The sequence below is a fragment of the Nitrospira sp. Kam-Ns4a genome (genome assembly GCF_965152595.1).
In genome coordinates this window covers 561,385-581,427 of record NZ_OZ224218.1, presented here as the reverse complement: position 1 = coordinate 581,427, position 20,043 = coordinate 561,385, and the positions used below count along the sequence as shown (strand labels likewise).

General features: G+C 67.8%; 16 protein-coding genes. 13 read left to right on the top strand and 3 right to left on the bottom strand.

Going from position 1 to position 20,043, the window contains the following annotated elements:
• Window positions 1-44 precede the first annotated feature (44 nt).
• The 5 genes from ccsB to ACWHYQ_RS02900 all read left to right on the top strand — a co-directional run bounded on the left by ccsB (window position 45) and on the right by ACWHYQ_RS02900 (window position 4,137).
• The gene (ccsB, locus tag ACWHYQ_RS02920; RefSeq protein ID WP_447974257.1) at window positions 45-956 is read left to right on the top strand and encodes a c-type cytochrome biogenesis protein CcsB; all 912 of its coding nucleotides are present in this window, start codon (window positions 45-47) and stop codon (window positions 954-956) included.
• Between the two features lie 77 nt (window positions 957-1,033).
• Window positions 1,034-1,663: a TlpA disulfide reductase family protein gene (locus ACWHYQ_RS02915; protein ID WP_447974256.1), complete on the top strand. Its 630-nt coding sequence runs from the start codon at window positions 1,034-1,036 to the stop codon at window positions 1,661-1,663.
• Window positions 1,664-1,672: 9 nt separating this feature from the next.
• Entirely contained in the window at window positions 1,673-2,245 is a 573-nt protein-coding gene (locus ACWHYQ_RS02910; protein WP_447974255.1) for a peroxiredoxin family protein, read from the top strand.
• Window positions 2,246-2,247: 2 nt separating this feature from the next.
• Window positions 2,248-2,994, top strand: a complete 747-nt coding sequence (locus tag ACWHYQ_RS02905; protein ID WP_447974254.1) for a cytochrome c biogenesis CcdA family protein — start codon at window positions 2,248-2,250, stop codon at window positions 2,992-2,994.
• Between the two features lie 72 nt (window positions 2,995-3,066).
• Complete coding sequence (locus ACWHYQ_RS02900) at window positions 3,067-4,137, top strand: NAD(P)/FAD-dependent oxidoreductase (RefSeq protein WP_447974253.1); 1,071 nt, start codon at window positions 3,067-3,069, stop codon at window positions 4,135-4,137.
• Window positions 4,138-4,209: 72 nt separating this feature from the next.
• On the opposite strand, the gene ACWHYQ_RS02895 is transcribed toward ACWHYQ_RS02900, so the two are convergent.
• Window positions 4,210-5,115, bottom strand: coding sequence for an outer membrane protein assembly factor BamD (locus ACWHYQ_RS02895; protein ID WP_447974252.1), 906 nt, complete (start codon window positions 5,113-5,115; stop codon window positions 4,210-4,212).
• A 265-nt stretch (window positions 5,116-5,380) separates the two neighbouring features.
• Between ACWHYQ_RS02895 and ACWHYQ_RS02890 the strand changes: the two genes are divergently transcribed.
• The 3 genes from ACWHYQ_RS02890 to ACWHYQ_RS02880 all read left to right on the top strand — a co-directional run bounded on the left by ACWHYQ_RS02890 (window position 5,381) and on the right by ACWHYQ_RS02880 (window position 8,164).
• The gene (locus ACWHYQ_RS02890) at window positions 5,381-6,373 is read left to right on the top strand and encodes a 3-oxoacyl-ACP synthase III family protein (RefSeq protein ID WP_447974251.1); all 993 of its coding nucleotides are present in this window, start codon (window positions 5,381-5,383) and stop codon (window positions 6,371-6,373) included.
• A 66-nt stretch (window positions 6,374-6,439) separates the two neighbouring features.
• Window positions 6,440-7,057 carry a DUF47 domain-containing protein gene (locus tag ACWHYQ_RS02885; protein WP_447974250.1) on the top strand — a complete coding sequence of 206 codons (618 nt, stop codon included), beginning with the start codon at window positions 6,440-6,442 and terminating at the stop codon, window positions 7,055-7,057.
• A 111-nt stretch (window positions 7,058-7,168) separates the two neighbouring features.
• Entirely contained in the window at window positions 7,169-8,164 is a 996-nt protein-coding gene (locus tag ACWHYQ_RS02880) for an anion permease (RefSeq protein ID WP_447974249.1), read from the top strand.
• Window positions 8,165-8,168: 4 nt separating this feature from the next.
• Here ACWHYQ_RS02880 and pnpS read toward each other — a convergent pair whose 3' ends face one another.
• Together pnpS and ACWHYQ_RS02870 are read right to left on the bottom strand one after the other, a co-directional pair.
• Window positions 8,169-10,010, bottom strand: a complete 1,842-nt coding sequence (gene pnpS / locus ACWHYQ_RS02875; RefSeq protein ID WP_447974248.1) for a two-component system histidine kinase PnpS — start codon at window positions 10,008-10,010, stop codon at window positions 8,169-8,171.
• Window positions 10,011-10,082: 72 nt separating this feature from the next.
• Window positions 10,083-10,772, bottom strand: coding sequence for a response regulator transcription factor (locus ACWHYQ_RS02870; RefSeq protein WP_447974247.1), 690 nt, complete (start codon window positions 10,770-10,772; stop codon window positions 10,083-10,085).
• Window positions 10,773-11,133: 361 nt separating this feature from the next.
• On the opposite strand from ACWHYQ_RS02870, the gene ispH reads away from it, so the two are divergent.
• From ispH to ACWHYQ_RS02845, 5 genes are all read left to right on the top strand, one after another.
• The gene (gene ispH, locus ACWHYQ_RS02865; RefSeq protein WP_447974246.1) at window positions 11,134-12,093 is read left to right on the top strand and encodes a 4-hydroxy-3-methylbut-2-enyl diphosphate reductase; all 960 of its coding nucleotides are present in this window, start codon (window positions 11,134-11,136) and stop codon (window positions 12,091-12,093) included.
• A 198-nt stretch (window positions 12,094-12,291) separates the two neighbouring features.
• The gene (smc, locus tag ACWHYQ_RS02860) at window positions 12,292-15,987 is read left to right on the top strand and encodes a chromosome segregation protein SMC (protein ID WP_447974245.1); all 3,696 of its coding nucleotides are present in this window, start codon (window positions 12,292-12,294) and stop codon (window positions 15,985-15,987) included.
• Between the two features lie 172 nt (window positions 15,988-16,159).
• Complete coding sequence (shc, locus tag ACWHYQ_RS02855; RefSeq protein WP_447974244.1) at window positions 16,160-18,349, top strand: squalene--hopene cyclase; 2,190 nt, start codon at window positions 16,160-16,162, stop codon at window positions 18,347-18,349.
• 116 nt (window positions 18,350-18,465) lie between these two features.
• Window positions 18,466-19,218 (top strand): 5'-methylthioadenosine/S-adenosylhomocysteine nucleosidase family protein, encoded by a 753-nt coding sequence (locus ACWHYQ_RS02850; protein WP_447975511.1) that lies wholly within the window; start codon window positions 18,466-18,468, stop codon window positions 19,216-19,218.
• Complete coding sequence (locus tag ACWHYQ_RS02845; RefSeq protein WP_447974243.1) at window positions 19,219-19,992, top strand: MlaE family ABC transporter permease; 774 nt, start codon at window positions 19,219-19,221, stop codon at window positions 19,990-19,992.
• The last annotated feature ends 51 nt before the right edge of the window (window positions 19,993-20,043 follow it).

Sequence of the window (20,043 nt, the reverse complement as noted above, 5' to 3'; positions counted from 1 at the left end):
TCTCCCTAACGTTTCACCTTTGACGTTTCACGAGGAGGGCATCCATGCTGAAGTCGCTGTTCCTCTTCGACATGACTTTCTGGCTGTACCTGGCGGCACTGGCGCTGTACGTCCTCTACGTCTTCGCCAGGCGCCCGACGATGCAACTGGCGCCGGCCGGCCATCCTGTGTCGGCGGCCGGCGGCGACTACGGCTGGGCCGCGCAGATCGGGCAGGTGGCCACGATCGTGACGTTCTTCGGCTGGATCGTAAACACCCTGGCGCTGGGCACGCGGGCGTACGAACGCATGCAGTTGTCCGGCACGTTCGCTCCCTGGTCCAACCAGTTCGAGGCCATGTCCTACGTAGCCTGGGCGGTCATCCTGGGGTACATGCTGCTGGAGTACCGGTACCGCATCAAGGCGATCGGCGCCTTCGTCGTCGGGATCGGGTTCATCGCGATGGGGGCGGCTTCGTTGCTGCCCTATCGCTACCAGACGGCCGAGCCGCTGGTGCCGGCTCTCAACAGTTACTGGATCTATATCCACGTGTCCGTCACCCTGACCAGCTACGCTGCCTTCGCGATGGCCGGAGGCTTGGGGCTCATGTACCTGATCAAGGAACGGGGTGAGAAGAAGGGGAGCCGGTCCCGGGTGCTGGCGGCCTTCCCCGACCTGGAGACAATTGACGAACTCGGGTACAAGGCGATCATGGTGGGCTTCCCACTGCTGGCCTTCGGCATCATCCTGGGGGCCATGTGGGCCAACTACGCCTGGGGCGGTTACTGGAGCTGGGATCCGAAGGAGACCTGGTCGCTGATCGTCTGGCTGATCTACGGCGCCTACATCCACGCGCGCATGACGAGGGGGTGGGAAGGGCGTCGCGCCGCGATCTACGCGGTCTTCGGGTTCCTGATGGTGATCTTCTGTTTCTGGGGAGTCAACTTCCTGCTTTCGGGCCTGCACGCGTACGCGTGAAGGGCAGCCAAGAGCTGATAGCGAATAGCCGGTAGCGCATGCTGGCTGTTTGCGGCTCGCTACTCGTTGTCGTGCATATGGCCGAAGAATCGATCACTGGGCAGATGCAGCAGCAGGTGACATCTGACACGGAGGCGTTGCCGCCCCGGTCGAACCGGCTCGTCATCATCGTGGCCTCGCTGGCGATCGTCGCGCTGGCCTTCTTGGTGGTCTGGCTGCAGAGCTCGAAGTACGAGCCGCTCACGGTAGGGAAGGAGGCGCCCGACTTCGAGTTGCCGGACCTCGACGGCAAGCCGGTCCGGCTGTCGGACTTCCGCGGCAAAGTGGTCTTCCTCAATTTCTGGGCCACCTGGTGTAAGCCTTGCAAGGAAGAGATGCCCTCCATGGAGGTGCTGTACAAGAACTTCGAGAAGGACGGCCTCGTTATCTTGGCCGTCAGCATTGACCGGGTTACCACGAAGAAGGACATCCCGCCGTTCGTCCAGGCCCTGAACCTGAGCTTCCCCATTTTAGTGGACTCGTGGGGACAGACCGACAAGCGGTATAAGTTGATGGGCGTCCCCGAGACCTACATTATTGACCGGCAAGGCGTCCTGCGGGAGAAGGTCATCGGGCCGCGCGACTGGACCCTGCTGAGCAATCTCCAGGTGATCACGCAACTGCTGAAGACCGGCGGCGCGGCGCCGCCGGCCGCCTCCACGACGTGACCTCCTGCCATGCTGGAGAGGAGCTGGATTCGGGCAACCGCCGTAGTCGTGTCGCTCGTCGCCGGCTCATGGCCCGTCGCCGGGCGCGATGAGCTGGCCGGAGCTTCCACGCACGGACCGTGGCCCGTGCAGCAGCGGCCGACGGTCCCTATGGTGGGCTCGCTGGCGCCGCCCTTCCAGCTCCGGGATTTGAGCGGGAAGCCCGTGTCGCTGGCCAGCTATCGGGGTAAGGTGGTCCTGATCAATTTCTGGGCGACCTGGTGCGGGCCCTGCCGCGTGGAGATGCCGGCCATGGAGCTGCTCTACCGGCAGTTCAAAGGCCAGGACTTCGAGATCCTGGCCGTCTCGACCGATGCGCAGGGGACGGTGGTGACGCGGCCGTTCAAAGAGGTGCTGGGCCTGACGTTCCCGATCCTCCACGACTCGGACTTCCGCGTCGGGATCGCGTACGGGGTCCGGACGCTGCCTATGTCGTTCATCGTGGACCGCCGGGGTGTCATCACCCACCGAATCCCCGGCGCCCGGGACTGGCAGGCGGCCGGGACCAAGGAGTCCATCCAGGCCCTGCTGAAGGCGCGCTGAGCATGCCCGAATCCCTGCAACCGATCTCGATGGCTGCCGCCTTCATGGCGGGACTGCTGTCGTTCGTTTCGCCCTGCGTGTTGCCGCTGGTGCCGTCCTATATCTCTTACATCACGGGCCTCTCGATCGAGCAGCTCGCCGATGCCGCGGAGCGGCAACGGCGTCGCAAGGCCATCGTGATCAACTCCTTGCTGTTCATCGCGGGCTTCTCCTGCGTGTTCATCGCCTTCGGCGCCTCGGCCAGCCTGATCGGCCAGGTGCTGATCACCTACCAGGAATACCTCCGAAAAATCGGCGGCCTGCTGATCATCGTGTTCGGGCTCTACCTGCTGGGCATCCTGAACCTTCAGTTCCTGACCACCGAGAAGCGCCTGCAGTTCCGGAGCCGGCCGGCGGGCTACGCTGGCTCCTTCCTCATCGGGGTCGCCTTTGCCGCCGGCTGGACGCCCTGCGTGGGCCCGGTCCTAGGCACCATCCTGCTGTATGCCAGCACCACGGACGCCCTGATGGACGGCGTGGCGCTCCTGACCAGCTACTCGCTGGGGCTGGGGCTGCCCCTCTTCGTCGCGGCGCTCGGGGTGGACCGGTTTCTCGCCTGCTTCAAGCAGGTGCGCGGCTATCTCTGGGGCGTGTCCGCGGTCAGCGGGGTGCTCCTGGTCGTCGTCGGCGTCTTGATCTACGCCAACTCCCTCACCATGGTCACCAGCCTGCTGGAGCGCTACGGAATCGGGTGGTACGTCGGCCAGTGACCCGCCCCGCGTCGGCCCTTCAGGCACATCTCGCTTTCTTCCGGTCTCCATTTCTGGTAGCGTAGCCGCCTAATGACTCCAGCCCAGACCGTCACTATCGCCGGGGCCGGGCCGGCGGGCCTCACGGCGGCCATCAACCTGGCCAACTCCGGATACCGGGTGGTGGTGCACGAGCAGCGGGAAGACGTCGGGATGCGCTTCCACGACGATTTCCAGGGGCTCGAGAACTGGAGCTGCGAGGACGATGTGCTGGACTCCCTGCGGGAGATGGGAGTCAAGCCTGACTTCTACTGCCGTCCGTTCCACAGCGGAGTGATCTATGGGCCACAGACCCAGGCCACGATCAAATCCCCTAACCCGCTCTTCTACCTGGTCCGGCGGGGCCGGAGCCTCGATTCGCTCGACGATTCGCTGAAGAAGCAGGCGCTAAACGCCGGCGTCGATATCCGGTTCAACAGCCCCGTGGACCACCGGGCAGCCGACATCGTTGCGACGGGCCCCAGGCGGGTCTGGGCCGTCGCCGTCGGGATCATCTTCGACACGAACCTGCCCGATACCGCGGCTGTGCTGCTGGACAACGCGCTGGCTCCCAAGGGCTACTCGTACCTGTTGGTGGCCGACGGGCGCGCCACGCTGGCCACCACACTGTTCGAGCGGTTCGCCCTCGGTAAGCAGTGCCTGGAGCGTACCATTGCGCGCTTCCAGGAAGTCCTCGGTCTCGAGGTCCGCAATCCGAGGAGCTTCGGAGGCTACGCGCAATTCTACGTGCCTAGCTCAGCGACCCGGGACGGGCGCCGCTACACGGGCGAGGCGGCTGGGTTCCAGGACTGCCTGTTCGGGTTCGGGATCCGGTACGCCATGATGTCGGGCTACCTGGCCGCGCGGAGCATCATCGAGGGCGTGGATTACAACGCCCTCTGGCGCCGCCGGTTTGGGCACCAGCTTCGCACGTCGGTCGTCAACCGGTTCTGGTACGAGCTCGGCGGGCATACCGCGTACGAGCTGCTGGTCAGGAGAAGCGGGCGGACGGACGATCCGATCCGGTTCTGGACGAAGGTCTACAACATGTCATTCTGCCGCAAGATGCTCTACCCCGTCGCACTGCTCGTCGCGCGCCTGCGCCGCCGCCATCTCAAGCCGTAGCGGCGTGATCGGGCGCCGTCCTGTTGTTGGCCGAGGCCGGCAGCGAGGGCGGGCGGAACCGGTAGCAGGGGATCAGCAGCGGACGCCGAGGCGGCAGAGCGTGACCTGGGGCGCGATCCCGTTTCCGGCGGCGGCCCCGTTGGGAAGGGTGCTGACCGGGGCGACGACCGCTCCCGCCCCGGCTGGGAGATGGTCGAGCCTGGCCACTGCGGACGCGCCCTTGCCGTTCGCGCCCGGCTCCGATCCGGCGGCGACATCGACGGCCGGCGCCGCAGGCGGGGCCAGTTTCGCCAGCAGCTTCCGTCCCTCCTCCTTGAACTTGCTGCCGGGATATCGCTCGGCCAGCGCAATCAGCCTCTCCCGCGCCCAATCGTCGATCTGCAGCTCGTGGTAGACCTCGGCCAGGTAATACAAGGCTTCGGAGGCCGGCTCCATCTCGGGGTAGACGTTGACCACGTACTCGTACCGGTGGGCGGCGGCGAGCCAGGCTTCCTTCTTCCGATAGAAGTGTCCCACCATCAGGTTCATCTGGGCGAGCAGTTCGTGGCACCGGCGGATCTTGTCCGTGGCCTCCGCGTCGTAACGGCTCCCGGGGTAGGTCCTCAGGAGCTTCTCATAATGCTCGATCGCCTTGTAGACCGGCTCGGGGTCCCGGTCGACCGTCTTGAACATCTTGAAGTGGCTTTCTGCCAGCTTGTACTGGGCGTAAGGGGCCAGGGTGTGGACGCGGTGCAGGTCCAGGAAGTGCTGGTATTCGATGATCGCTTCCGGATACTCTTCCTTGTCGAAGAAGGCCTCGGCCCGCTTCATGATCACGTTCGGGTCGTAGTTCTTCTCGATCGTGTCCCCGATGAAGATTTGCTCGTCGGTGCCGCGCGCGGCCGGCGCGTTCGGGTCGGTCGGCTTGGGCTTATTGGAGCAGCCTGCGACCACACCCACGAGGAGCGCGGTGCACATCACGAGCCAGCCAAATCGCATGGACGGCACCGAGTAGAGTAGAGAATTCTGCTGTGCCGCGCCTCGGCGGGCACAACGCGGCAAAGCTAGCAAATCCCTCCCCGAAAAGCAACCCACATTGACGAGGGGTGAAGGGCGATCTATAATCCCGCCGAAGAGTCAGCACCAGCACACACGTTCCCGTGCAACGGCGGACCCGTGAGGGCTGGCCGGCGGTGGCTGGGAGCCGCCGGACCAACGGGTAAACCCCTAAGGGCGCGGTCACCCCTATCGAATCCGGAGGACCGTGGCGCACAGCAGAATCGTCGGGACTGGCTCCTATGTTCCCCCCGGAGCTGTGACCAACGCAGACGTCGCCCGGATGCTCCACGTGGACGAGGCGACCGTTCACCGGCTGACCGGCATCCGCGTGCGGCACTGGGCTGGCGCCGACGAGGCCAGCTCCGATCTGGCGGTGCAGGCCGCGCGGCGGGCGCTGGAGGCGGCCGGCGTGGTGCCCTCCGCCGTGGACACGGTGCTGGTCTCCACGACGTCACCGGACACGGTCTTTCCCGCAACGGCCTGCCATCTGCTCCGGCGCCTGGGCGCCAAGGGGACCGCCGCCTTCGATCTGGCTGCCTCCTGCTCGGGGTTCCTCTACGGCCTGTCCATGGCGGACGTCCTCATCCGGAGCGGGCAGGCCCGGCGGTGTCTGGTCGTCGCAGCCGAGGTGAAGTCCCGGTATCTGGACTTCGAGGACAAGGCTACCGTCATGCTATTCGGCGACGGAGCCGGCGCCGCGCTGGTCGTCGAGGAGCGGGGCGGCGGCCCGGTGGCGCCGGGCCTCCTCGGCGTGCGCCTGTACGCAGACGGGTCGCGGCATCGGCTGATCAGGGTCTGGGCGGGCGGCTCGCGGCAGCCGGCGAGCGACCGCACCCTGCGGGAACGGCAGCACACGCTCCGCATGGACGGCCGGCCGCTCTTCCGGATCGCTGTCACCCGCCTGGCCGAGGCGGTCTCGGAGATCCTCAAGGAGTTCGGGGTCGGGGCCGACGAGGTGGCCCAGGTTATCTTCCACCAGGCCAACGGCCGGCTGCTGGCCGCGCTCTGTAAGCGGCTGGCGTTGCCGGCCGAGAAGGTGTATTCCGTGATTGAGGGGCTCGGCAACACCTCCTCGGCGTCGCTCCCGATCGCGCTGGATCACGCGGTCCGGGAGGGACGCATCCAGAGCGGGGACGTCGTGCTGCTCGGGACGTTCGGCGGGGGGCTGACCTGGGCGACCGGCCTGCTCCGCTGGTGAGCGGCGGCCCAGCGGGACGGCGCACCGTTCGCGCAGGGGTGAGGGCAAGGAAGGGAAGGGGGAGCGATGTTCAACTTCATTCCCCGCGAGGTCGCGTTCTTCGAGCTGTTCCGGAGGGCGGCCCACAACATGATCGAGGGCAGCCGCCTGCTCAAGGACATGATGGAGACGTTTCGGGATCCGGTGGAGCAGGCGCGCCAGATCAAGGACATCGAGCACGTGGGCGACGGGATTACCCATGACATCGCCCGCCGGCTCAACCAGACCTTCATCACGCCCATCGATCGGGAGGACATCCACGCGCTGGCCAGCGCGTTGGACGACGTGCTGGACCTCGTCGAGGCAGTGGCCGACCGGTTCGTCGTGTTCAAGATCGCGCAGCCGACCGAGACCGCGATCAAGCTTGCCAACATCCTCTACCAGGCCGCGGAGGCTGTGGGCGCCGGCATAGACCGGCTCGGCAAGCCGCACGCAGACATCACCGAGTGCTGCATCCGGGTGAACAGCCTGGAGAACGAGGCGGACCGGATCACGCGGGACGCGATCTCGCGCCTGTTCGAGGAGGAGAAGGATCCAATCGCCGTCATCAAGTGGAAAGAGATCTACGAGAACTTCGAGGACGGCACGGACCGGTGCGAGGACGTCGCGAACATCCTCGAGCGCATCGCGCTGAAGCACATCTGAAGCGAGCGATGCGTGATGGGTGATTATCGATCAGGGCTAAGCCCCATCACGTGTCGCTCGCTGGGTATGACGCATCCCTCTTAACGCAACTCGTCACCCATCGCCCACCTGATGCCTGACCTAACCGGAATGCTGTTGCTGGTCGTCGCGCTGGCCCTGCTGTTCGACTTCTCGAACGGATGGCACGACAGTGCGAACGCGATCGCCACGGTGGTCTCCACGCGCGTGCTCAGCCCGGGCGTCGCCGTGGTGATGGCGGGTGTGCTGAACATCGCCGGCGCGTTCATGTCCACGGCCGTCGCGAAGATGGTCGGAGCCGGGATCGTGGAGCCCTCGGTGGTCACGCAGGGGGTCGTCGCCGCGGCGCTGGGAGGTGCCATCGCGTGGAACCTCTTCACGCTGCTCCTGGGGCTGCCGACCAGCTCGTCGCATGCGCTGATCGGTGGGCTGGTCGGGGCCGGCCTGGCGCACGGCGGCCTGGCGGTGGTGAAGCTCACGGGCCTCCGCTCGGTGATCGAGGCCATGGTCCTGTCGCCCCTGCTGGGCTTCCTGATCGGCCTCGTGCTGATGGTCGTGATCAGTTGGCTGTTCTTCCGCACGCCCCGCATGTTTGCGGCGCGCCTGTTCGGCCGGCTCCAGCTCGTGTCGGCCGGGTTCATGGCCTTCAGCCACGGGGCCAACGACGCGCAGAAGGCGATGGGGATTATCACGCTGGCGCTGCTGTCGGCCGGTCAGATCGCGAGCCCAGAGGTCCCGACCTGGGTCATCGTCGCCTGCGCGCTCGCGATGGGCCTGGGGACGGCGGCCGGCGGGTGGCGGATCGTGCGCACGCTGGGGATGCGGATCCTGACGTTGGAGCCGGTGCACGGCTTCGCGGCGGAGACCGGCGCGGCCGCCGTGCTGCTCGCCACCGCGCACATCGGCCTGCCCGTCAGCACCACGCACACCATCACATCCTCGGTGATGGGCGTCGGCGTGATCAAGCGGCTCTCGGCGGTCCGGTGGGGGGTCACCGCCCGAATCCTGTACGCGTGGGTCTTCACGCTGCCCGGGTCGGCGCTGCTGGGGGCGGCGATCTACCTGGGCTTCGCCGCGCTCTTCCGCTAGCCCGCTAGGCGCCCGCCTCTGAGTCGCGCGCCGCGGGCAGCCGCACCACGAACCGGCTCCCGGTCGGCTCGTTGGTCTCGACCCAGACGCGCCCGCTGTGCGCCTCAACGATGTGCTTGACGATGGCGAGGCCCAGCCCCGTCCCGCCCAGCTCGCGCGAGCGTGCCTTGTCCACCCGGTAGAACCGCTCGAAGATCCGCGGCCGATCCGCTTCGGGGATCCCGAGCCCGGTGTCCGCCACGCTCAGCTCCACCCAGTCGGCGCCGGATTCCGGCTCAGGCAGGGGAGCGGCCCGCGCCGCGACGTGGATCGCGCCGTTCGGCGGCGTGTACTTGACGGCGTTGTCGAGCAGGTTGGTGAGAACCTGGGCGAGCCGGTCCTCATCTCCCATGACTGCCGGCAGGTCGGCTGGTACGGCGACGGTGAGGCGATGGCCCTTCTTGTCCGCCAGCGGCGCGATCAGCGCCACCGTGCGCTCGACCACGTCCTTGAGGCGGACGGGGTCGCGCTTGAACTGGACCTGCCCTGACTCGATCTGCGAAAGCTGGAGCAGGTCGTCCAGGATCAAATTGAGCCGGTCGGTCTGCTTCAGGATCACCTCGAGGAACCGCCCGGCCTGCTCGGGATGATCCTTCGCCCCGTCGAGCAGCGCCTCCACGTAGCCTTTGATCGAGGTCAGCGGCGTGCGCAGCTCGTGCGAAACGTTCGCGACGAAGTCCTTGCGCACGGTCTCGAGCCGGCGTAGCGCGGTCACATCGTGAAACACGAGCACGGCGAAGGGCTCGGCTTCGCGCCGGAAGCCGGCCACCGACGCCTGGACCCTCAGCGTCCGGCCGCCAGGCGGGATCGTGATCTCGCCGCTCTGGTTCCGTTGGGTCTCGAGCACGCGGTCCACCAGCTCGTTGAGCTCGTCGTGCCGGATGACGTCGCGGTGCGGCCGGCCCTTTGTCCCGGCGTCGCACAAACCGAACATGCGCTCGAGCGCGGGGTTGACCTGCAGAACCCGGCCGCCGTAGTCCAGGACCATCACCCCTTCCACCATCGCCGTGAGCATGGCCAGGAGCTGCGAGCGGTCCTCGGAGACCTCCCGGATCTTGGCCTCGAGCTGCTCGGCCATCTGATTCAGCGTCGCGGCCAGCACCCCGACCTCGTCGTGCGCCGACGTCCGGATGCGCTGGCTCAGGTCGCCTCGCGCGAGCCGACGGGCGGCGGCCGCGATGTCCGAGAGCGGCCGGGTGAGCCCCCGGGCCAGGAGCACGCTCGCGGCGAGCGACAGCGCGAAGGCGACCGCCAGGGCGATCGCCAATGCCCGGCGGACGTCGCGAATCCGCGCCTCCAGCGCGGTGAGGGGCAGAGAGAGGCGGACGATCCCGGCGGGGGTGCCTCCCGGGGTGCGGACCGCGCGCGCGAAGTAGAACATCCGCTGGCCGGTCGTCTGGCTCAGGCGGATGTCGGTGCCCTGTCCGGTAGCGAGGGCTTCCTGCACCTCGGGCCGGGTCAGGTGGTTGTCCAGCTTGGTCACCGCCTCGTCCGGCGTGTCGCTGTCCGCCAGTACGACCCCCCGCATGTCCATCACGGTGACCCGCGCCGCGGCGGCGCGGCCCAGTTCCCGCGCGAGGCGCTGGAGGTCCCGCGCAGCATCGGGACGTGCGGTCGCAGGCAGGGGAGAGATCAACGGGCCCAGGGTGTGGGCTGCGAGACTCGTACGGGCCGCGAGGGAGTCGCTCAGGCTAGCGAGCTCGATCTGCTCGAGGGACCGGACGGTGAGCCACCCGGCGATTGCCAGGCTCAGGGTGGCCGCCATCAGCGCGCCCAGGGCCACCTTCCAGCGGATCGAGAGGATCATGGAGGATGTCTCTCGCGAAGCGTCGTTCGTGAAGCGCGCCATTCCTGCCTCTGCCGGTTTGCGGACGACGCTTCACGAGTCGCGTTCCTTTAGTTTGTATCCCAGGGATTTCACCGAGACGATCGCGTCGTTGAGTGCGGGGATCTTCTGCTTGAGGCGGCGGACGTGCACGTCCACCGTGCGTGTGGTGCCGTAATAGTCGTAGCCCCAGACGGAGCTCAGCAGTACCTCGCGCGTCAGCACCCGGCCCGGATGCCGCAGGAGGTGCTCCAGCAGGCCGAACTCCTTCGCCGTGAGGGGGACCTCGCGGCCGTGGACCAGCACCTCGTGGCGCGCGAGATCCATGACGAGCGGGCCGTAGGTGTACCGGGTGGTCTCGTCGGGCTTGCGCTCCAGCCGGCGGAACAGGGCCTTGACCCGGGCCATCAGCGCCTTGGGGCTGAAGGGCTTGGTGACGTAGTCATCCGCGCCCAGCTCTAGGCCGACAATGGTGTCGGCTTCCTCGGCCTTGGCCGTGAGCATGATGATCGGGAGCAGGGCGGTCTTGGGGTCGCTGCGGATGCGCTTGCAGAGCTCCAGCCCGTCCATCTCGGGGAGCATGAGGTCCAGGACGACGAGGTCGGGATGCTCCACCTTGACCAGCTTGATCGCTTCAACGCCCGTCGTGGCCGTGCAGGTGCGGTACCCCTCCTTTTCCAGGTACAGGCGGACGAGGTCGAGGATATCCTTGTCGTCCTCGACGATGAGGACCTTTTTACTCACGAGCGTGCCTCTTGTGGCGACAGCGTAAAGGGACAGGGGAGGGGTGTCAAGGGCGAGGGTGTCGGGGCGGCGTGCCACCCTGGATTGACCCGGCGGCGACGGACGGGGCGAGAGGCTCCAAGCCTCTCGCCCTCGGGCCCCTTTACGACATCTGGCTGATCTTCCCCAGGACCGTTTGGGCAATCTGGCGGCCTTGAGCTTCAAGCGTGAGCGGGAGCCGGCTCGCGGCTCCTGGCTGGTGAGCGTCACGGCGATGACCGTGCGTTATTCAGTTGACGACGAGGCCTGCTCTGCCGTAAGGTTAAGCCCGCTTGCCGTTTTAAGGATACGCTTCACCGCGAGGAACAAGGAACAAGGAACGATGAAGATCTATCTCGCCAAGCCGAGGGGGTTCTGCGCGGGCGTGGACCGCGCGATCGAGATCGTCGAGCTGTCCCTGAAGGCGTACGGGGCCCCGATCTACGTGCGGCACGAGATCGTCCACAGCCGGCACGTCGTGAACTCGCTCCGGCAGAAGGGCGCCGTGTTCGTGGAGGAGCTGACCGAGGTGCCGGACGGCGCCATCGTGATCTTCAGCGCACACGGGGTCGCCAAGCAGGTCTGGGAGGAGGCGCGCCGGCGCCACCTCAAGGTCATTGACGCGACCTGCCCCCTCGTCATCAAGGTGCACAACGAGGTCAACCGCGACTACACCCAGGGGTACGAGCTGATCCTCATCGGCCACGCCGGGCACCCCGAGGTCATCGGCACGCTCGGGCAGGTCCCCGACAAATTCCACCTGGTGTCCTCCGTAAGCGACGTCGAGACGCTGCAGGTGGAAAACCCACAGCACCTCTCCTATGTCACCCAGACCACGTTGAGCGTGGATGAGTGCCGGGACATCGTCGCGGCGCTGAACCGTCGCTTCCCCGGCATCAAGGGGCCGCACCAGGAGGACATCTGCTACGCGACCCAGAACCGGCAGAATGCGGTCAAGGAGTTGTCGAAGGTGGTGGAGGTGATCCTGGTCATTGGGTCACCTAACAGCTCGAATTCCAACCGGCTGCGGGAGTTGGGTGAATACTGCGGCATCCCTTCCTACCTGATTGACTGTCCGGACGATATCAATCCCGAATGGGTACGGAACGCCCATGCGGTGGGCATCACCGCCGGAGCCTCCGCGCCAGAGGTCTTGGTCACGCAGGTCGTGGACTATCTCAAACAGTTCGGCCCCGCCGAAGTGGAGGAGCTCGCCGTGATCGAAGAAGACGTCGAGTTCATGCTCCCCAAGGAACTGGTTCGGTTCAAGACGAAGTCTCCAGCCGAAGCCTCCCGGGTTTAGGAGCGAAGTTCCCACCCAGCCGTGCCCGGGTCCCATCCGTTCCGCCACTTCTGCCTGAACCCACTAGAGGTTGTAGGCCCTACGGCCTTTTGACCATATATACTGCGTTTCTTTTTGATTTTTTGGTTGGCTTGTGCTACAAGGGCTGGACTCGGTCTTCTGGGCACGGCTCCATTCCAGCTCGCCAGAGGAGGACGAATGTACCTTAAATCCGTGGAACTGACGGGATTTAAGTCGTTTGCGGAAGGACGGATCGAATTCCCGACCGGAATGACGGCGATCGTCGGGCCAAACGGGGTGGGGAAGAGCAACGTGGTGGACGCCATCCTCTGGGTCTTGGGCGAGCAGAGCACCAAGACCTTGAGGAGCGAGCGGATGGAGGACGTCATCTTCAACGGGACGCAAACCCGGAAGCCGCTCGGCATGGCCGAGGTCTCCCTGACGCTGAGCGGCGTGGATGGGCAGAAGCTGGCCGGCTTGCCGGGGCTGCCTGAGGGGATCGGGCACTTCCACGAGATCATGATCACGCGCCGGCTCTACCGGAACGGAGACAGCGAATATCTCATCAACAAGACCCCCTGCCGCCTCAAGGACATCCGCAGCCTCATGCTGGACACCCGGGCCGGCTCGAAGGGACACACGGTAATCGAGCAGGGCCGGATCGAGCAGATCCTCAACGCGTCCCCGCAGGAGCGACGCGAGCTGATCGAGGAGACGGCGGGCATCGTCCGCTACAAGAAGCAGAAGGCCGAGGCGTTGCGGAAGCTGGAAGCCACCCAGCAGAACCTGCTGCGAGTCCGCGACATCATCGCGGAGCTGCGCTCGCGCCGGAGCGTCCTGGAGCGGCAGGCCCGGCAGGCGCGCACCTACCGGGAGCTGCAGGCTGAGGCCCGCACGTTGGAGATCCAGTTGCTGGTCCGGGACTATCGGGGCTTGCTCGCCGCCCAGGCGGCGGTGGAGGGGGAGATCGGGGCGCTGGAGCTCGGAGAGGCCGAGCACTTGGCGAGCCAGGCCCGGCTGACCCGGGACCTGGAAGCGGCACGGCTGAAGCTGGCCTCTGGCGGACAGACCCTCGAGCGGATTCGGGAGGAGCTGAACGGCGTGCAGCAGGCGCAGGCCCAGGCGCTCACGGCGGCGGAAGTCGCGCGGAGCGCGCTCCGCCTGTACGAGGCGCAGCGGCGGCAGGCCCAGGAGGACTCTGTCCGGCTCGCGGTGGAGGGCGAGCAGGCGGAGGCGGCGATCACTGGGCTGCGCGACCGGCTGTCGGGGGTCGAGCGGGAGCTCGCCGAGCACGCCCGCCGGCTGGCGGATCTCGACCAGGCTGCGGCCCGGCTCGCCGTACAGCACGCGGCGGCGCTGCAGGCAGAGGAGCAGGCGCGCGCGGCCATCCTCGAGGCCGCAGTCCAGGTCGCGCGGGGGGAGAACGCACTGCAGGCGCTGGAGGCGAGCCGGCAGGACGTGGCCCGGCGCGCCGACCGGCTCGATCGGGAGCAGGCCGAGGCGGAGGCGCAGGCGGTCTCGCTGCGGGCCCAGCTCGAGGACTGTCGCCGGCGCCGCCTGGCAGTGGAGAAGGCGTTCCGGACAGTGCGCGAGGAGCGCGAGGCCGCGGCGGCGGCGGTCGCGGCGCAGGAGGAGCGGGTGCGGGAGGCCGACCAGCTCATCGGCCGCCAGCAGGAGGAGCTGGCGGGAATCGAGTCGCGCCTGCGTGCCCTCCAGGGGGTCCTGCGGGAGGACATGGGGTACGGCCGTGATGGCGAGGAGCAGGCCACCTCACTGCGTGTCGCGTGCCCCGGGGTGCACGCCGCGTTGGCCGAATGGCTGGTCGTGCCGCCGGGGCTCGAGCGCGCGCTGGAGGCCTTGCTGGGCGAGCGGGTCCGCGCCTGGCTCGTCGAGGAGCCGGGCCAGGCCCGGCAGGCGATCGAGTTCCTGAGGACAAGGGCGCTCGGCCGCGGCGCCTTCGTGCCCAGGCGGCCGCGGTGGGCTGCGCCGGCCGAGCATTCCCCATCGCAACCCTGGTGGCCGGCGGTGGAGGGGCAGCCGGGCGTCGTTGGCCGCGTGCTGGACTTCGTGCGCGGGCCCGCTGAACTGGAGGGGCTGCTGGCCTGGCTGTTCGGCGGCGCGGTGATCGTGGAATCGCTCGAGGACGCGCTCGCGCTGTGGGAGCGGGGCGGATGGTCCGCGCCCGCTGGCCCGACCCTGGTCACGCGGGACGGCGAGGTCGTGGATCCGGCTGGCGTGGTGAGCGGCGGCACCGTTGGCGCCTCCGGCGGCCTCCTCCAGCGGCGGCGCGAGATCCAGGAGCTGGAGGCGCAGCGGGCGGAGCGGCGCGACGCGCTCGGCGCGCAGCGCGCCGCCCGGGAGCAGGCGGTGGCGGCCCGCGAGGCGGCGCAGGCGCGCGTCGTGCGGCTCGACGAGACGATCCGTGAGCTGGAGCTCCGCGAGCTCGCCGAACGCAAGGATGAGCAGGGGCTGGTCGAGCGCCTCGCCCGGCTGGACCAGCGCCTCGAGACGGTTCGGGCCGAGCGGCAGATGGACGAGGGCGAGCGCCTCCGGATCGAAGCGGAGATCGAAGCGGGGCGTGCCCAGCAGGCCATGGCCGTGCAGGAGAGGGCGAACCGGGAGGCAACCCTCGCCCGCTGCAGCCAGGCTCGGGCGGCGCTGGAAGGGGACATCCAGGCCTTGACCCAGCGCAGCACCGAAGCCCGGCTCGCGGCTGCGTCCCTAGAGATCCAGCGCGAGCATGTCCGGGCCGAGCTGGCGCGCCTCGAGCGCGAGCGCGAGGACCGCGTAGGTCGTCTTGAGGCGCTCCGACAGCAGCTCGCGACGCTCGTGGAGTCCATGCGGGAGCGCGAGGCCGAGCGCGAGCGGAGCGAGGCGCTCGGCCTCGAGTGCGGGCGGAGGGCGGACGCTCTCCAGGCCGAGCTCGTGGCAGCCCAGGAGGCGCAGGCCAGAGAGGCGGAGGCGGCGCGACAGGTGGAGGAGGAGCTGGACGCGGCCCGCCGGGCGCTCGGAGCCGACCGGGAGGTCCGCACGACGCTCGAGGTCCGCCGCGCCGAGATCAGGACGCAGCTCGGTCTGTTGGAGAACGCGCTGAGCGGCACCTATCAGCTCACCGTGGAGGCCGCGCTCGCCCAGGTGCCGGAGGAGCCGGCGCCGGAGGCCGCCGCGGAAGCGGGCGGCGAGACGGGCTCGGAGACCGTGCGGGACCCCACGGCGGCCCTGAAGGCGCGCCTCCAGAAGATCCGCGAGCGGCTGGACCGCATGGGCCCAATCAACCTGGCCGCGATCGAGGAGCACCAGGAACTGGAAACGCGCTATGCCTTCCTCACCGGCCAGGAGCAGGATCTGGCGCATTCGATCGCGTCCCTCAAGGAGATCATCAGCAAGATCAATCGGACGACCAAGCAGCTCTTTCTGGAGACGTTCAACGAGCTGCAGGAGAAGTTCGGCGAGGTGTTCTCCCGGTTTTTCCCCGGCGGGCGCGCCGAATTGGTCCTCGTCGAGCCCGAGCCGCCGGCCGAGGGCGAACCCAAACCGGCCGATGAGCCGGGCGTGGATATCGTGGCGCAGCCGCCGGGCAAGCGCCTCAAGAGCATCACGATGCTCTCCGGCGGCGAGAAGACGCTCACCGCGATGGCGCTGATCTTCGCGAGCTTTCTGATCCGGCCTTCGCCGTTCTGCATCCTGGACGAGATTGACGCACCGCTCGACGAGGAGAACATCGGCCGGTTCGTCTCGGTGCTGCGCGAGCTGGCCGAGGGCGTCCAATTCATCCTGATCACGCACAACAAGCGGACCATGGCGGTTGCTGATTCGCTGTTCGGCGTGACGATGGAGGAGCCGGGCGTCTCGACGCTCGTCTCGGTCCGGCTGGCGGATTATCAGCACGCGTGAGCGGCGGCTTCCCACGTGGTCGCGCCGCATCGGCTTGACACCCCCAACTCCTTTTGTTATAAGGGCCCTATGAAGTTTTCCCTGGTTGGCTGCAGGGGCCCATCCGCGCGTTGGGAGGCGTCCCTTCTTCCTCCGGCTTTCTCTCCCACTGTCACGTGACGCCAAGGCCAGTATGAAGCTCCTGAAGGGGTTGCTGACCCGTCTGTCCGATAGTTTGTTCGGGGCCGTCCCGGCGCGTTTGAAGGGCCGGGGGCGCGGCCGCCCGGCGCCGCCATTGCGGCTGGTCGCGCACAACCCGCATCCGGGTGTCCAGTCCGAGGCCGCCGCCCGCCGTGCGACGAGCCCGTCGTCCGGTCAGCTCGACGCGATTGACGAAGCCATGCGCCGGAGCCAGGCCTGGCTCCTCAGCCGGCAGGATCAAGAGGGCTTCTGGGTCGCCGAACTGGAAGCGGACTCGACGTTGACCTCCGAATACCTGATGCTGCGGCGCTTCGTCGGTCTCGTGGATCCAGAGCGCGAGCGCAAGGCCGTGCGCTACCTCAAGTCGGCGCAGCTTCCCGACGGAGGCTGGCCCATCTACGCGGGCGGGCCGGCCGAGATCAGCGCCTCCGTGAAGGCCTATTTCGCCCTGAAGCTGGCGGGGGTCTCCCCGGACGAGCCCTTTATGGTCAAGGCGAGAGAGCGGATCCGCGCGATGGGGGGGGTCGTGATGGCGAACGTCTTCACCAAGATCGCCTTAGCCCTCTTCGACCAGTACGACTGGCGTGGGATCCCGAGCATGCCGCCGGAGATCATGCTTCTGCCGAAGCGCTTCTACTTCAGCATCTACGCGATCTCCTACTGGTCCCGGGCCGTGCTGATCCCGCTGCTGATCGTCTTCGCGCACCGGCCGGTCTGTCGCATCCCGAAGGAACAGGGGATTGACGAGCTGTACGTCACGCCGCGGGACCAGGTGAAGTACCATGAGGTGCCGCCGCTTCGCAAGGACCGGGTACCCATCTGGCGGGCGGGGTTCACCTGGCGGAACTTCTTCATCACCTTGGACGGTGTCCTAAAGCTGTACGACCGCATGCCGGTCCGATCGCTCCGCGAGCGGGCCGTGGCCAAGGCCGCGGCCTGGATGCTCGAACGGCTCCGCGGTGAGGGCGGGCTGGGCGCGATCTATCCGGCCATGGCGAATTCCGTGATCGCGCTCCGCTGCCTGGGCTACGCCGTGGACCATCCCCAGGTCGTGAAGGCGCTGCGGGAAATCGAGGCCCTAGAGGTCTACGACACGGTCACGGTGGACGGCGAGCGGGTCGAGGGGCTGCACCTGCAGCCCTGCTTCTCCCCCGTTTGGGACACCTCGCTCCTCATCAACGCGCTGGTGGAGTCCGGGCTGCCCCAGGACCACCCGGCACTCCTCAAGGCGGCCGGCTGGCTGCTGCGCAAGCAGACGACGACCGTCGGGGACTGGAAGGTGTCCGCGCCGCAGGCCGAGCCCGGTGGCTGGTACTTTCAGTTCGAGAACGAGTTCTATCCGGATGTGGACGATTCGGCGGTGGTGCTGATGGCGCTGGCGAAGGTGCGGATGTCTGATCCGGCCGTGCACCGGGACGCCGTCGCGCGGGGCGTCCGCTGGGTCCTGGCTATGCAGGGCTCAGACGGCGGCTGGGGCGCGTACGACAGGGACAACAACCGGATCATCTTCAACCTGATCCCCTTCGCCGATCATCGCGCACTGCTCGATCCGAGCACGGCTGACCTGACCGGTCGCTGCCTGGAGCTGCTCGGCACGCTCGGCTACGACCGCAGCCATCCGGCCGTGGCGCCGGCCCTGGAGTTCCTCCGCCGCGAGCAAGAAGCGGACGGGTCCTGGTACGGCCGCTGGGGGGTCAATTACATCTACGGCACTTGGTCGGTGCTCGCCGGGCTCCGGGCCATCGGCGAGGACATGACGGCCCCCTGGGTGCGCCGCGCGGTGGCCTGGCTGGAGTCCAAGCAGAACCCGGACGGCGGGTGGGGCGAGTCCTGTCACTCTTACGCCGACCCGTCCACGGCCGGCGAAGGGGAGAGCACGCCCTCCCAGACAGCCTGGGCGTTGCTGGCCCTGCTCTCGGCGGGAATGGCGGACTCGATCAGCGTGGTCCGCGGGATCAACTACCTCCTGCGGCAGCAGCGGGAAGACGGAGCCTGGGAGGAGCCCCGGCACACAGGCACCGGGTTCCCGCGCGTGTTCTACCTGCGCTACCACTGGTACTGCCAGTACTTCCCCTTGTGGGCGCTTGCCATGTACCGGAGCATGCGGACGCGGGGGCAGACACGGGCCGATGAGCTGCGCCGGTCTGCGGCCCAGACGGGGCGATTCCGCCTAGAATCCTGACGAGCGCCCGCCTCGCTCCGCAGACGCCCGGCGGCCTCCCGCGAGGTGTCTGTGCCAGAACCGATGGAGCACGGAGGGCCGCCGCGCCCGAGGCTGTCGAGGCGGCGGGACCGGTGATGCGGATCGGCGTGTTCTCCGCGACGCGCTGGGAGTTCGACGCGGTCCGGCGGGTCTTCCGGGGCGAGGAGGACGGGCCGCGCGTGCCAGGGACGCGGACACGGGCCGGGCGTCACGGCTCCTGCCGGGTGGTCCTCGTCCAGACCGGAGTGGGACCGGAGAAGGCCGGCACGGTGTGTCGAACGGTGCTGGCGCTCGTGCCGTTGGACCTCGCCGTCTCAACCGGCTTCGCCTGCGCGCTGGTCCCTTCCCGCATCGGCGACTTGCTCATCGGCACGGAGGCTGCGCGGTATCGCGCGGCGACGCCCTCGCCGGGCCCGGACCTGATCGTCCCCTGTTCGACGGAGGCGGTCGCCCGAGCGGTGCGGACCGCCGAGGTGGCGGGCCTCCCGGCCCACACCGGCCGCGTCGCGACAGTGCCCGCGGTTCTCTGGCGTGCGGCCGAGAAGCACGCCATGGCGGAGGGAGCCGGCAGCGTCGGCCTGGACATGGAGAGCGCCGAGATCGGCGCGGCGGCGGCGGAGCGGCGAGTGCCGTTCCTGGTAGTCCGGGCCGTGTCGGACCTCCTGGACGAGGACCTGCCGCTCGACTTCAACCTGTTTCTCGCGCGCCGCGGCTGGGTGCAGGGGGCGTGGGCGGTGCTGGCGAATCCGGCCAGGCTGGCTGGCCTGCACCGCCTCCGCCGGCAGTCCGGCCGGGCCGCCGAGCGAATGAGCGCGTTCTGGAGCGCGTTTCTGGATGGGCTGTCGTAGATGCTGATCACGGTGGTGCAGCGGACGGGACAGGTCGCGCTGTTCGTGGTCCAGGAGATGGGGCGCATGCTCCTGTTTCTCCTGGCCACGCTGGGCTGGTTCCTCCGCCCGCCGTTCCGACCCTTCCAGATCGTCAAGCAACTGCACGTCATCGGCTACAAGTCGGCGTTCGTCGTCGTGCTGACCGCGGCCTTCACCGGCATGGTGCTCGGGCTCCAGCTCTACTACACCCTGCGGAAGTTCGGGTCGGAGGCGGTCCTGGGCTCGGCGGTCGGCCTGAGCATGATCCGGGAGCTGGGGCCGGTGTTTGCCGCGCTGATGGTGACGGCGCGTGCCGGGTCGGCAATGACCGCCGAGGTCGGGATCATGCGGATCACGGAGCAAATTGACGCCCTCGACACGATGGCGATCAACCCGCTCCAGTACCTGATCGCGCCCAAGGTGATCGCCAGCCTGCTCGGTGTCCCGCTGCTCGTGGCTATCTTCGACGTGGTCGGGATCTACGGGGGGTACCTGGTCGGCGTGGAGCTGCTCGGCGGCAATCCGGGGTCCTATTGGTCGTCGCTCGAGTCTGCCGTCGAGTGGAAGGACGTGTACGGCGGGATCCTGAAGTCCCTCAGCTTCGGGGTGATCGTGAGCTGGGTCTGCTGCTACAAGGGCTACTACACCCAGCTCAGCGCCGAGGGGCTGGGCCAGGCAACGACCGAGGCGGTCGTGCTGTCGTCGGTCCTGATCCTGGTCTGGGATTATTTTTTGACGTCGGTCTTGCTCTAGCGAACAGCCAACAGCCAAGAGCTCGGAACTGCTCGCTGTTGGCTGGTGGCT

Bases quoted from the DNA above. Each gene is read 5' to 3' on its own strand.
- ccsB (WP_447974257.1), top strand. From the start codon at position 45: ATGCTGAAGTCGCTGTTCCTCTTCGACATGACTTTCTGGCTGTACCTG.
- ACWHYQ_RS02915 (WP_447974256.1), top strand. From the start codon at position 1,034: ATGGCCGAAGAATCGATCACTGGGCAGATGCAGCAGCAGGTGACATCT.
- ACWHYQ_RS02910 (WP_447974255.1), top strand. From the start codon at position 1,673: ATGCTGGAGAGGAGCTGGATTCGGGCAACCGCCGTAGTCGTGTCGCTC.
- ACWHYQ_RS02905 (WP_447974254.1), top strand. From the start codon at position 2,248: ATGCCCGAATCCCTGCAACCGATCTCGATGGCTGCCGCCTTCATGGCG.
- ACWHYQ_RS02900 (WP_447974253.1), top strand. From the start codon at position 3,067: ATGACTCCAGCCCAGACCGTCACTATCGCCGGGGCCGGGCCGGCGGGC.
- ACWHYQ_RS02895 (WP_447974252.1), bottom strand. From the start codon at position 5,115: ATGCGATTTGGCTGGCTCGTGATGTGCACCGCGCTCCTCGTGGGTGTG.
- ACWHYQ_RS02885 (WP_447974250.1), top strand. From the start codon at position 6,440: ATGTTCAACTTCATTCCCCGCGAGGTCGCGTTCTTCGAGCTGTTCCGG.
- ACWHYQ_RS02880 (WP_447974249.1), top strand. From the start codon at position 7,169: ATGCCTGACCTAACCGGAATGCTGTTGCTGGTCGTCGCGCTGGCCCTG.
- pnpS (WP_447974248.1), bottom strand. From the start codon at position 10,010: ATGATCCTCTCGATCCGCTGGAAGGTGGCCCTGGGCGCGCTGATGGCG.
- ispH (WP_447974246.1), top strand. From the start codon at position 11,134: ATGAAGATCTATCTCGCCAAGCCGAGGGGGTTCTGCGCGGGCGTGGAC.
- smc (WP_447974245.1), top strand. From the start codon at position 12,292: ATGTACCTTAAATCCGTGGAACTGACGGGATTTAAGTCGTTTGCGGAA.
- shc (WP_447974244.1), top strand. From the start codon at position 16,160: ATGAAGCTCCTGAAGGGGTTGCTGACCCGTCTGTCCGATAGTTTGTTC.
- ACWHYQ_RS02850 (WP_447975511.1), top strand. From the start codon at position 18,466: ATGCGGATCGGCGTGTTCTCCGCGACGCGCTGGGAGTTCGACGCGGTC.
- ACWHYQ_RS02845 (WP_447974243.1), top strand. From the start codon at position 19,219: ATGCTGATCACGGTGGTGCAGCGGACGGGACAGGTCGCGCTGTTCGTG.